The organism is Streptomyces sp. NPDC002838, from assembly GCF_040295365.1.
In the GTDB taxonomy this organism is placed as follows: Bacteria; Actinomycetota; Actinomycetes; order Streptomycetales; family Streptomycetaceae; genus Streptomyces.
The window spans coordinates 87724-99949 of record NZ_JBEOVF010000030.1 but is presented as its reverse complement, the minus strand read 5'-3'; the positions used below and the strand labels follow the sequence as shown (position 1 = coordinate 99949).

11 protein-coding genes are annotated in these 12226 nt (G+C 70.1%); 5 read left to right on the top strand and 6 right to left on the bottom strand.

The window, feature by feature from the left end; genetic code table 11:
• Positions 1-250: 250 nt before the first annotated feature.
• Positions 251-1462: a nucleotide sugar dehydrogenase gene (locus tag ABT063_RS32165; protein ID WP_351063195.1), complete on the top strand. Its 1212-nt coding sequence runs from the start codon at positions 251-253 to the stop codon at positions 1460-1462.
• A 415-nt stretch (positions 1463-1877) separates the two neighbouring features.
• On the opposite strand, the gene ABT063_RS32160 is transcribed toward ABT063_RS32165, so the two are convergent.
• The 4 genes from ABT063_RS32160 to ABT063_RS32145 all read right to left on the bottom strand — a co-directional run bounded on the left by ABT063_RS32160 (position 1878) and on the right by ABT063_RS32145 (position 6340).
• On the bottom strand, positions 1878-3002 hold the full coding sequence (locus ABT063_RS32160) for a GuaB3 family IMP dehydrogenase-related protein (RefSeq protein WP_351063193.1): 1125 nt from the start codon (positions 3000-3002) through the stop codon (positions 1878-1880).
• 163 nt (positions 3003-3165) lie between these two features.
• Positions 3166-4668: an IMP dehydrogenase gene (gene guaB, locus ABT063_RS32155; protein ID WP_351063191.1), complete on the bottom strand. Its 1503-nt coding sequence runs from the start codon at positions 4666-4668 to the stop codon at positions 3166-3168.
• 151 nt (positions 4669-4819) lie between these two features.
• On the bottom strand, positions 4820-5407 hold the full coding sequence (locus tag ABT063_RS32150; protein ID WP_124439837.1) for a sigma-70 family RNA polymerase sigma factor: 588 nt from the start codon (positions 5405-5407) through the stop codon (positions 4820-4822).
• Between the two features lie 321 nt (positions 5408-5728).
• A complete protein-coding gene (locus ABT063_RS32145) occupies positions 5729-6340 on the bottom strand; it encodes a response regulator transcription factor (protein WP_003948568.1) in 612 nt (203 codons plus the stop codon).
• Positions 6341-6730: 390 nt separating this feature from the next.
• Here ABT063_RS32145 and ABT063_RS32140 point away from each other — a divergent pair, with 390 nt between their 5' ends.
• Positions 6731-7060, top strand: a complete 330-nt coding sequence (locus ABT063_RS32140; protein ID WP_351063189.1) for a WhiB family transcriptional regulator — start codon at positions 6731-6733, stop codon at positions 7058-7060.
• Positions 7061-7144: 84 nt separating this feature from the next.
• Here the strand turns inward: ABT063_RS32140 and ABT063_RS32135 are convergent, their stop codons facing one another.
• The gene (locus ABT063_RS32135; RefSeq protein WP_351063187.1) at positions 7145-8041 is read right to left on the bottom strand and encodes a LysR family transcriptional regulator; all 897 of its coding nucleotides are present in this window, start codon (positions 8039-8041) and stop codon (positions 7145-7147) included.
• A gap of 80 nt (positions 8042-8121) precedes the next feature.
• On the opposite strand from ABT063_RS32135, the gene ABT063_RS32130 reads away from it, so the two are divergent.
• From ABT063_RS32130 to ABT063_RS32120, 3 genes are all read left to right on the top strand, one after another.
• Entirely contained in the window at positions 8122-8790 is a 669-nt protein-coding gene (locus tag ABT063_RS32130) for an MOSC domain-containing protein (RefSeq protein WP_351063185.1), read from the top strand.
• Between the two features lie 99 nt (positions 8791-8889).
• On the top strand, positions 8890-9663 hold the full coding sequence (locus ABT063_RS32125) for an SDR family NAD(P)-dependent oxidoreductase (protein WP_351063184.1): 774 nt from the start codon (positions 8890-8892) through the stop codon (positions 9661-9663).
• An 88-nt stretch (positions 9664-9751) separates the two neighbouring features.
• Positions 9752-10459, top strand: a complete 708-nt coding sequence (locus ABT063_RS32120) for an ester cyclase (RefSeq protein WP_351063182.1) — start codon at positions 9752-9754, stop codon at positions 10457-10459.
• Between the two features lie 78 nt (positions 10460-10537).
• Here the strand turns inward: ABT063_RS32120 and groL are convergent, their stop codons facing one another.
• Positions 10538-12163 (bottom strand): chaperonin GroEL, encoded by a 1626-nt coding sequence (groL, locus tag ABT063_RS32115; RefSeq protein WP_351063180.1) that lies wholly within the window; start codon positions 12161-12163, stop codon positions 10538-10540.
• Positions 12164-12226 lie beyond the last annotated feature (63 nt).

Sequence of the window (12226 nt, the reverse complement as noted above, 5' to 3'; positions counted from 1 at the left end):
GCCCAAAATTCTGACCGGCTTGCCCGAGTTCAGCCACCACGCGCCCCAGCCTGTGGACAACTTTCACGGACCCGCTGGCAGACGGACACGCCCCTGCGGGAAGGCCGTCACAGACCCGCGGGAAGACACACGTCATCAATCCCACATAACGGTCATATTTACTCCTAGTGTGACATTGCGCTGGTCCATCCTGTCCACTGGGCTTGCGCACCTGTCCCGCTTCGGCTACTGGGAAGGACGGCCCACCGCCATGCCCGCAGATCTCGCCGTCATCGGACTCGGCCCGTACGGCCTGCCCCTGGCCCAGGCCGCCGTCGCCGCCGGCATCCCCACACTCGGGTACCGGACCGGACCCGAGGCCGGCTCCCTCAGCCCCGCCGAAGTGCGCCGGATGCTCGCAGGGGGCTTCCGGCCGACCACGTCCCCGGCCGAGCTCGGCCGGGTGCGCACCGCTGTCATCTGCGCCCCCACCCCACGGGACGCGGACGGCGGCCTCGACCTCGGCCAGGTGGAGGCCGCCGCCCGCACCCTGGCCGCGCATCTGCGCCCGCACACCACGGTGATCCTGGAGTCCCCCGTGCACCCGGGCACCACCGAGGAGTTCCTGCGCCCGCTCCTCGAAGAGGGCTCCGGACTGCGCGCGGGCCGCGACTTCCACCTCGCCTACTCCCCCAGCCGCGTCGACCCCGGCAACCGCGACTTCACCCCCGCCAACACCCCCAAGGTGATCGGCGGCCTCACCCCCGCCTGCACCGAGTCGGCCGCCGCCTTCTACGGCCGCCTCACCGACAAGGTGGTACGCGCGCGTGGACCCCGCGAAGCGGAAACCGTGCAGCTCCTGGAGACCAACTACCGGCACGTCAACATCGCCCTCGTCAACGAGATGGCCGTCCTCTGCCACGACTTGGGCGTCGACCTGTGGGACGTCATCCGCTGCGCGGAGACCAAGCCGTTCGGCTTCCAGGCCTTCCGCCCCGGCCCCGGCGTCGGCGGCCACTCCGTCCCTCAGGACCTGACCGGCAGCCACTCCGGCCGCACTCTGCGCATGGTGGAACTGGCCCAGCAGGTCAACAGCCACATGCCCCGTTACGTCATCCAGCGCGCGGCGACCCTCCTCAACGAGCACGGAAAGTCGGCCCGAGGCGCCCGCGTCCTCCTCCTCGGCGTCACCTACAAGCCCGACCTCGCCGACCAACAGGCCACTCCCGCCCAGGAGATCGCGATCCGCCTGATGGAACTGGGCGCCTCGGTCAGCTACCACGACCCGCACGTCCCGTCGTGGAGTGTCCTGGACCGCCCGGTTCCGCGCGCGGACTCCCTTTACGAGGCCGCCGTCGATGCCGACCTGACGATCCTGCTTCAGCAGCATCGGACGTATGACCTGCAGGGGTTGTCGGTGAAGGCGCAGTTGCTGCTGGATACACGGGGGGCTACGCCTACGGGGGCGGCGCACAGGTTGTGAAGGGGGCGCGTGGGTGGTTGTGGCTTTGGGGCCGGTGGCGTGGGGCGCTCTCGCATCGGTAGCGTACGAGGACGGATCCCGCTGGCCCGGCAGCGGGCTCCGGTTACGGGTGCCTACCCCTAGTCCTTGTAAGGGTGGCCGCTCACCATCCGGGAATCCACAAGATCCACCTCCTCCGGCACTTCACCATCCACAGACGGAGTCGATCCCAGCGGGTGGGCTTGCGGTGGCTGCCCATAGGCGCCCCCTTCCACGACGCCGCCTAGAGGCCCGGTAGGCAGCACGTCGGAGTTCGGGCCGGGCCCCGAGGGCCGGGGCACCCTTCCGCAAATCGCGCCCCACGAGGCCCACTTGGACACGCAAAAGGGCCCGGACCACACAGGTCCGAGCCCTCGAAGCCGTACGGCCTACCGGCCTACCGCTTGTGCTGCGAGTCCGCCACCGTCACCTCGACCCGCTGGAACTCCTTCAGCTCGCTGTACCCGGTGGTCGCCATCGCCCGCCGCAGCGCCCCGAAGAAGTTCATCGACCCGTCCGGCGTGTGGGACGGCCCCGTGAGGACCTCCTCAAGCGTGCCCACCGTGCCCAGGTCCACCTTCTTGCCGCGCGGCAGTTCCTCGTTGACCGCCTCCATGCCCCAGTGGTGGCCCTTGCCCGGCGCGTCCGTGGCCCGGGCCAGCGGCGAGCCCACCATCACCGCGTCGGCGCCGCAGGCGATCGCCTTGGGCAGGTCGCCGGACCAGCCGACGCCACCGTCGGCGATCACGTGCACGTACCGGCCGCCGGACTCGTCCATGTAGTCCCGGCGGGCCGCCGCCACGTCGGCGACCGCGGTCGCCATGGGGACCTGGATGCCCAGCACGTTGCGCGTGGTGTGCGCGGCGCCGCCGCCGAAGCCGACGAGGACGCCCGCCGCGCCCGTGCGCATCAGGTGCAGGGCCGCGGTGTACGTGGCGCAGCCGCCGACGATCACCGGGACGTCGAGTTCGTAGATGAACTGCTTCAGGTTCAGCGGTTCGTGCGAGCCGGAGACGTGCTCCGCCGAGACCGTCGTACCGCGGATGACGAAGATGTCCACGCCCGCGTCCACCACCACCTTGGAGAACTCGGCGGTGCGCTGCGGGGAGAGCGCGGCCGCGGTGACCACGCCCGAGTCGCGCACCTCCTTCAGACGCTGCCCGATCAGCTCCTCCTTGATGGGAGCGGCGTAGATCTCCTGGAGGCGGCGGGTGGCCGCCTCGACGGGCAGGCCGACGATCTCGTCGAGCAGCGGCTGCGGGTCCTCGTACCGCGTCCACAGGCCCTCGAGGTTCAGTACGCCGAGGCCGCCGAGCTCGCCGATACGGATCGCGGTGGCCGGGGAGACGACCGAGTCCATGGGGGCGGCCAGGAAGGGCAGCTCGAAACGGTAGGCGTCGATCTGCCAGGCGATCGAGACCTCCTTCGGGTCCCGCGTACGGCGGCTGGGGACGACCGCGATGTCGTCGAAGGCGTACGCCCGGCGGCCGCGCTTGCCGCGCCCGATCTCGATCTCAGTCACGTGTGTGGCCTTTCCCTGATGCGTTCCAGCGTCTTCCAGTATCGCCGACGGGTACGACAAGGGCGGCCCCGGATGCTCCGGGACCGCCCTCGGCCGACTCGAACGCGCTCTACGCGCGCGTGGCGGTCACTTCACGCCGTCACAGTGCCGTCGCTTCACACCGTCACTTACGGCTGTAGTTCGGCGCCTCGACCGTCATCTGGATGTCGTGCGGGTGGCTCTCCTTCAGGCCCGCCGACGTGATCCGGACGAAGCGGCCCTTGGACTCCATCTGCTCGATGGTGGCGGCGCCCACGTAGCCCATGGTCTGGCGCAGACCGCCGACGAGCTGGTGCAGCACGTTGCCCAGCGGGCCGCGGTAGGGCACCTGGCCCTCGACGCCCTCGGGGACGAGCTTGTCGTCGGCGCCGACGTCGGCCTGGAAGTAGCGGTCCTTGGAGTACGACTTGGCCTGGCCGCGGGACTGCATCGCGCCGAGCGAGCCCATGCCGCGGTACGACTTGTACTGCTTGCCGTTGATGAACTGCAGCTCGCCCGGCGACTCCTCGCAGCCCGCGAGGAGGCTCCCCAGCATCACCGCGTCGGCACCGGCGGCCAGCGCCTTGCCGATGTCGCCGGAGTACTGCAGGCCGCCGTCGCCGATCAGCGGGATGCCTGCCGGGCGGGCCGCGAGGGACGCCTCGTAGATGGCGGTGACCTGCGGGACGCCGATGCCGGCGACGACGCGGGTGGTGCAGATCGAGCCGGGGCCCACGCCGACCTTGATGCCGTCGACGCCCGCGTCGATCAGGGCCTGGGCGCCGTCACGCGTGGCGACGTTGCCGCCGATCACGTCGACGGAGACGCTCGACTTGATCTTCGACATCCAGCTGAGGGCGTTGCTGTTGTGGCCGTGAGAGGTGTCGACGACCAGGAAGTCCACGCCGGCCTCGGCGAGGGCCTGGGCGCGCTCCAGGGCCTCGGGGCTGGCGCCGACGGCGGCACCGACGATCAGCCGGCCCTCGGCGTCCTTGGCGGCCCGGGGGTACTGCTCGGCCTTGACGAAGTCTTTGACCGTGATGAGGCCCTTGAGGATGCCCGCGTCGTCGACCAGGGGAAGCTTCTCGATCTTGTGGCGGCGCAGCAGCTCCATGGCGTCGGCGCCGGAGATGCCGACCTTGCCGGTGACCAGCGGCATCGGGGTCATGACCTCGCGGACCTGACGCGAGCGGTCGGTCTCGAAGGCCATGTCGCGGTTGGTGACGATGCCGAGCAGCTTGCCGGCGCCGTCGGTGACCGGCACGCCGCTGATGCGGAACTTGGCGCACAGGGCGTCGGCCTCGGCCAGCGTCGCGTCGGGGTTCACCGTGATCGGGTCGGTGACCATGCCGGACTCGGACCGCTTCACCAGGTCGACCTGGTTGACCTGGTCCTCGACGGAGAGGTTGCGGTGCAGCACACCGACGCCGCCCTGGCGGGCCATGGCGATCGCCATCCGGGACTCGGTCACCTTGTCCATCGCCGCCGACAGGAGCGGGATGTTCACACGGACGTTGCGTGAGATGCGGGACGAGGTGTCGACCGCGTTGGGGAGCACTTCAGAGGCGCCCGGCAGCAGCAGCACGTCGTCGTAGGTCAGCCCGAGTGTCGCGAATTTACCGGGCACTCCGTCGACGTTGGCAGTCATGACACCTTCCCCAAATGGCCTTGATCGGTGCGGATGTCCATGCTAACGGGAAGCAAGGGTCCCGAATTCCACGGTTCGGGGTGCCCGAGGGCTTCGTATGTTCGTACGGAACCGGCGCATCGCCCGTTCAAGGCGCCGCCTCCCCAAGGGCCTACTGCTCGGCCAGTGCCCGCAGCCGACTCAGCGCCCTGTGCTGCGCCACTCGGACCGCACCGGGTGACATTCCCAACATCTGACCCGTCTCCTCCGCCGTCAACCCGACCGCGATCCGCAGCAGCAGCAGCTCCCGCTGGTTCTCGGGCAGGTTGGCCAGCAGCTTCTTGGCCCATTCGGCGTCGCTGCTCAGCAGTGCGCGCTCTTCCGGGCCCAGGGAGTCGTCCGGGCGTTCCGGCATCTCGTCGGACGGGACGGCCGTCGATCCGGGGTGGCGCATCGCCGCCCGTTGCAGGTCCGCGACCTTGTGCGCGGCGATGGCGAAGACGAACGCCTCGAACGGGCGTCCGGTGTCGCGGTAGCGCGGCAGGGCGAGGAGGACCGCGACGCAGACCTCCTGGGCGAGGTCCTCGACGAAGTGCCGGGCGTCGCCCGGCAGGCGCGACAGCCGGGTGCGGCAGTAGCGCAGGGCCAGGGGATGGACATGGGCCAGCAGGTCGTGCGTGGCCTGCTCGTCCCCGTCGACGGCACGATGGACGAGTGCACCGATCGCCCCCTGGGCAGTGACCGCCTCGTCGTCGCGCATCGGTCCATGGTGCCTTGGCGTCTCGCGATCCGTGGCATCGTGCCCGTTGTTGTGCACTGAAGCGTTATGAGCAGGTGCGCCGGCACTCATCCCCTGCGCCCTCCCCTTCCGCTCGACCGACTCGTCCCCGAGGAACTCCACACCTTCAAGGATGCGGCATCCGCGCCGAAACGAGCAGCGGGCGCCGAAGAGGCCGCTTGACCAGCCCCGTAACCGCGCCCCGAAAGGGGCGCGGCCGATATCGACATGCGGGCTCCGCCGCGCGGGCGCGGCCGGCCACGGCCGGCCCGCAGCTATTCGGCCGCCCGGCCGGCGGAGCGCCTAGCGCACCAGGCCCCAGCGGAAGCCGAGAGCCACCGCGTGTGCCCGGTCCGAGGCGCCGAGCTTCTTGAACAGCCGCCGGGCGTGCGTCTTGACGGTGTCCTCGGAGAGGAACAGCTCGCGGCCGATCTCGGCGTTGGAACGGCCGTGACTCATGCCTTCGAGGACCTGGATCTCACGCGCGGTGAGCGTGGGCGCGGCGCCCATCTCGGCGGAGCGCAGCCGGCGCGGGGCCAGGCGCCAGGTCGGGTCGGCGAGGGCCTGGGTGACGGTGGCGCGCAACTCGGCGCGCGAGGCGTCCTTGTGCAGGTAGCCGCGGGCGCCGGCGGCGACCGCGAGGGCCACGCCGTCGAGGTCCTCGGCGACGGTGAGCATGATGATGCGCGCACCGGGGTCCGCGGACAGCAGCCGCCGGACGGTCTCGACGCCGCCCAGTCCGGGCATGCGTACGTCCATCAGGATCAGGTCCGAGCGGTCGGCGCCCCAGCGGCGGAGGACTTCCTCGCCGTTGGCCGCCGTCGTCACGCGCTCGACGCCGGGCACGGTCGCGACCGCGCGCCGGAGCGCCTCTCGGGCAAGCGGGGAGTCGTCGCAGACGAGGACGGATGTCATGGCCGCCCTCCGCAGCTGATGCACGTCACCTTGAGCCTCCAGGCTGGTACGAAATCGTCACCTGTGCGGTCGACTGACTCGGACACCTGCCCGAGCACTTGTTGTTTCAACCGCCTCGCACTCTCAACGACGGTCACTCGAAAGAGTTACGGGGCCGTGTGCCATCTTCGGCACTCTACGTGAGGGTGCGGACACGGTGCAGACATGCGCGGCGGACCCGCAACGATTCACCACAAGCCGTGCCCCATTCAGCCCTATTTCTTCCCATTTACCAGTGTCTGAGGCTAGATTCGCAATGAGTCATATTTTCATCTCCTTAGATCGTAGATGTACGGTCGTAGACACCGTACCCATCGACAACCTCCCAGAACGGTTACAAGGGGTCACGCAATGGCAGATTTCTCCCGCCTTCCCGGACCGAACGCGGACCTGTGGGACTGGCAGCTTCTGGCTGCCTGTCGAGGGGTGGACAGCTCGCTCTTCTTCCATCCGGAGGGCGAACGCGGTGCGGCCAGGAGCGCTCGTGAGAACTCGGCCAAGGAGGTCTGCATGAGGTGCCCGGTGCGCGCGCAGTGCGCGGCGCACGCGCTGGCGGTCAGAGAGCCGTACGGCGTCTGGGGCGGACTGACCGAGGACGAGCGCGAGGAATTGATGGGGCGAGCGCGCCACCGGCTGGTGTCGGCGTCGCCAGCCGTCGGGGACAGCGCCTCGAACAACTGAAGGAACGTTTCTGCAAGGTGGGCACGCGCAAGCGTGCCCTTGTCTTTTGTCCGTGGCCGTGGCCGTGGCCGCGACCGTGGTCCGTCAGCGGCTCGCCGCCCGCGCCAGCTGCTCCAGCGTCGCCGCCACCGCCGGCACCTGTGCCAGGTCGGGCAGGGTGAGCGCGACGATCTCCCGCCGCACCGCCGGTTCCAGCGTCACCGTGCGCGCGCCTCGTGGCCGTACGGACTCCACCGCGAGCTGGGGCAGTACGGCGACGCCGAGGCCGGCGCCCACCAGGCCCACCACCGCCGGATAGTCGTCGGTCGCGAAATCGATGCGGGGTGTGAATCCGGCGCCCTCGCACACCTCGACCAGCTGGCCGCGACAGCGCGGGCAGCCCGCGATCCACGGCTCCCGGGCGAGTTCGCCGATGGCGACGGATTCCGCGCGGGCGAGCCGGTGCCGTTCGGGTACGAGGGCGACGAGCCGGTCGGTCAGCAGGGGCCGCACCACGAGGTCGTTCCACTCCTCGGCGCCCGGCGCCCCCTCGTACCGGAAGGCGAGGGCCACGTCGCAGTCGCCCTCGCGCAGCAGTTCGACGGACTGCGGCGGTTCGGCCTCCTCCAACGAGACGCGGGTGCCGGGGTGTTCGGCGCGCAGGGCGGCCAGGGCGGTGGGGACGAGCGTGGAGCTGCCGCTGGGGAAGGAGACCAGCCGGACGCGGCCCGCACGCAGGCCGGCGATGGCGGCGACCTCCTCCTCGGCCGCGGTGAGTCCGGCGAGGATCCCTGCGGCGTGCCGGACCAGGGCCTCGCCGGCCTGGGTCAGCCGCATCTCGCGTCCGCTGCGGATCAGCAGGGGCGTGCCGACGGAGGCCTCCAGGGCCTTCATCTGCTGGCTGACGGCGGGCTGGGTGCAGCCCAGTTCGCGCCCCGCCGCCGAGAAGGAGCCGGTGGCGGCCACGGCGCGCAGGACGCGGAGATGTCGGGCCTCGATCACATGTCGAGCATAAGCGGAGCTTGGGGATCCCGCAGAAAGCCTCGTCGACACTTTGGGCCGCGGTCGCCTACCGTGCGCCCATGAGGCTTCTCTCGGTGAATCTGGGCCGCGCGCGGGCCGTGCCGTACACGGACCAGCCGGAAGGACTGACCGGCATCGACAAGCAGCCGATCCAAGGGCCGGTGAAGGTGACCGCGCCCGGGCCCAAGGGGATCGGGGCCGGCGGGCTGGCCGGGGACTCCGTCTGCGACACACGGCATCACGGCGGCGACGACCAGGCCGTGTACGCGGTGGCGCGCGAAGACCTGGACGACTGGGAGCGTGAGCTGGGGCGGCAGCTGGCGAGCGGCGCGTTCGGCGAGAACCTCACCACCGAGGGCCTGGACGTGTCCGGCGCGCGGATCGGCGAGCGCTGGCGGGTCGGGGCCGAGGTGGTGCTGGAGGTGACCTGTGGGCGGATTCCCTGCCTGACCTTCCAGGAGCACATGGGTGAGAAGGGGTGGGTGAAGCGGTTCACGCAGAAGGGGGCGCCGGGGGCGTATCTGCGGGTGATACGGCCCGGTGAGATCCGGGCGGGCGACCCGATCGAGATCGTGCACCGGCCGGACCACGACGTGACGGTGGCCCTGCAGTTCCGCGCGGTCACGACCGAGCGGCAGCTGCTGCCGCGGCTGCTGCCGGCGGGCGAGGCGCTGCATCCGGAGGCGCTGAAGGCGGCGCGGAAGTACGTGGCGCGGCACGGGGTCTGACAGGTGTTCACCGGGAGGGGGTGCTCACCCGGTCTTCACTCGGCGGGAGGCCCTGTGCGGGGAGCGGACGGACCCAGTCCGGGTCATTAACCTTGCGCCATGACAACGGCTCTCATCACGGGATCGACCGCGGGCATCGGCGCCGCGTTCGCACGACGGCTGGCGGCGGACGGGCACAACCTCGTCCTGGTCGCCCGCGACACCAAGCGGCTGCGGGAACAGGCGACCGAACTGCACGACCGGCACGGCATCGAGGCGGAGGTGGTCACGGCCGACCTGGCGACGGACGACGGCATCGAGGCGGTGGCCGCCCGCCTGGCCGACCGCAAGGACCCCGTCGACCTGCTGATCAACAACGCGGGCTTCGGCAACAAGGGGCGCTTTCTCGACGTATCCATGGCCGATGAGCTGACGATGCTCAAGGTGCACTGCGAGGCGGTGCTGCGGCTGACGTCGGCGGCGACCGAGGCGATGCGGGAGCGGGGGCGGGGCGGTGTCGTCAACGTGGCGTCGGTCGCCGCCTTCGTGCCGCGCGGGACGTACGGGGCGTCCAAGGCGTGGGTCGTGCAGTTCACGCAGGGCGCGGCGCGGGATCTGGCCGGGAGCGGGGTGCGGCTGATGGCGCTGTGCCCGGGCTTCGTGCGGACGGAGTTCCACCAGCGGGCCGGGATGGGGACGGACAACATCCCCGGCTGGATGTGGCTGGACGCGGACAAGCTGGTGGCGGCGGCCCTTTCCGACCTCGCGCGCGGGAAGTCGGTGTCGATTCCGGATCCGCGGTACAAGGCGCTCATGGGCGTCGTGAAGGTGGCGCCCAGGGGGCTGCTGGGCGGGATCTCCTCGAAGACGGGGCGCAAGTACGGGCCGCAGTGAGCCCTCGTCATCGCGGTGAGCGACGGCGCCTCCGGTGGGAAAATGGGCATGACGGAAAGACCGGACCCAGGGGGGCCGGAGGCGGCTCATGACGTTCGTACAACTCATCGACTGCAAGACCAGCCGGTTCGACGAGATGAACCGGCTGCTGGACACGTGGGTCGAACAGACCCAGGGGAAGCGGACCGCGACGCACGCGGTGGTCGGCAAGGACCTGTCGGACGCGTCGCACCTCATCGAGATCGTGGAGTTCCCGTCGTACGAGGAGGCGATGCGGAACTCGAACCTCCCGGAGACCGAGCAGACCTTCCGGGAGATGGTCGCCCTGTGCGACACGATGCCGACGTTCACCGATCTGGACGTGGTGCGGGACGAGCAGCTGTTCGCGGCCAGCGCGCGCAGGTTCTTCGACACCTTGGCCACCGAGGGGGAGCTGCCCCCGTTCAACGATCTGCTCATCGAGGACTACCACGACCACGATCCCTCCCACCCGCAGGACGTCATCGGCCTGGACGCGTTCCGGCGCGAGGTCGAGATGTGGCGGGGCGGGTTCGACTTCGCGTTCACCGTCGAGGACCAGATCGCCCAGGGTGATCGCGTGGCCACCCGGTGGACCTGGAACGGGACCCACAAGGGCGACTTCCTCGGGATCTCGGCCACCGGCAGGAACGTCACCATGACCGGGACGACCATCCACCGGTGCACGGTGGACGGGAAGATCGCCGAGGCCTGGTGGCAGTACGACCGGCTGGGGCTGATGGGGCAGCTCGGGGCGCTCGACGCGTTGGAGAAGTGACCCGAAGACAGTGACCTCGTGTACGGGAGAAGCCCCCGTTCCCTGCGGAAACGGGGGCTTCTTGGAGCCGTCGGTGCCTCAGTGGGCGTGGCCGTGGCTGTGGCCGCCGGCGGCCGGCTCCTCCTCTTCCTTCTTCTCGACGACCAGGGTCTCGGTCGTGAGCAGGAGGGAGGCGATGGAGGCGGCGTTCTCCAGGGCGGAGCGGGTGACCTTGACCGGGTCGATGACGCCCTGCTTGATCAGGTCGCCGTACTCGCCGGTGGCGGCGTTGAAGCCCTGGCCCTTGTCGAGCTCGGCGACCTTGGCGGTGATGACGTAACCCTCCAGGCCGGCGTTCTCGGCGATCCAGCGCAGCGGCTCGACGACCGCGCGGCGGACGACGGCGACACCGGTGGCCTCGTCGCCGGTCTTGCCGAGGCTGCCCTCCAGCACCTTGGCGGCGTGGACGAGCGCGGAGCCACCACCGGAGACGATGCCCTCCTCGACCGCGGCGCGGGTCGCGGAGATGGCGTCCTCCAGACGGTGCTTCTTCTCCTTCAGCTCCACCTCGGTGGCGGCGCCGACCTTGATCACGCACACGCCGCCGGCCAGCTTCGCGAGGCGCTCCTGGAGCTTCTCGCGGTCCCAGTCGGAGTCGGTGTTCTCGATCTCGGCCTTGATCTGTGCGACGCGGCCCTGGACGTCCTCGGACTTGCCGGAGCCGTCGACGAGAGTGGTGTCGTCCTTGGTGACCGTGACGCGGCGGGCGGAGCCCAGCACCTCCAGGCCGACCTGGTCGAGCTTGAGGCCGACCTCCTCGGAGACGACCGTGGCACCGGTGAGGACCGCCATGTCCTGCAGCATCGCCTTGCGGCGGTCGCCGAAGCCGGGCGCCTTGACCGCGACCGCGTTGAAGGTGCCGCGGATCTTGTTCACGACCAGGGTCGACAGGGCCTCGCCCTCGACGTCCTCGGCGATGATCAGCAGCGGCTTGGAGGAGTTGGCCTGGATGACCTTCTCCAGCAGCGGCAGCATGTCCGCGATCGCGGAGATCTTGCCCTGGTGGATCAGGATGTACGGGTCGTCGAGGACGGCCTCCATGCGCTCCTGGTCCGTCACGAAGTACGGCGACAGGTAACCCTTGTCGAAGGCCATGCCCTCGGTGAAGTCCAGCTCCAGACCGAAGGTGTTGGACTCCTCGACGGTGATGACACCGTCCTTGCCGACCTTGTCCATCGCCTCGGCGATGAGCTCGCCGACCTGCTGGTCCTGGGCGGACAGCCCGGCGACGGCGGCGATGTCGGACTTCTCGTCGATCGGCCGGGCCGAGGACAGGAGGTCCTCCGACACGGCGGCCACGGCGGCGTCGATGCCCTTCTTCAGGGCGGCCGGGGACGCGCCGGCGGCGACGTTCCGCAGGCCCTCGCGGACCAGCGCCTGGGCGAGCACGGTGGCGGTGGTGGTGCCGTCACCCGCGATGTCGTTGGTCTTGGTCGCCACCTCCTTCACCAGCTGGGCGCCGAGGTTCTCGTACGGGTCGTCGACCTCGACCTCGCGGGCGATGGTGACGCCGTCGTTGGTGATGGTGGGGGCGCCGAACTTCTTGTCGATGACGACGTTGCGGCCCTTGGGGCCGATCGTCACCTTGACCGTGTCGGCGAGCTTGTTGACGCCGCGCTCGAGGGCGCGACGGGCGTCCTCGTCGAACTTCAGGATCTTCGCCATGGGAGCGTAGCCCTCTCGGAAAATGGAGATGAACGGACTGCGCCCCGGGCGCCCGGCTGATTA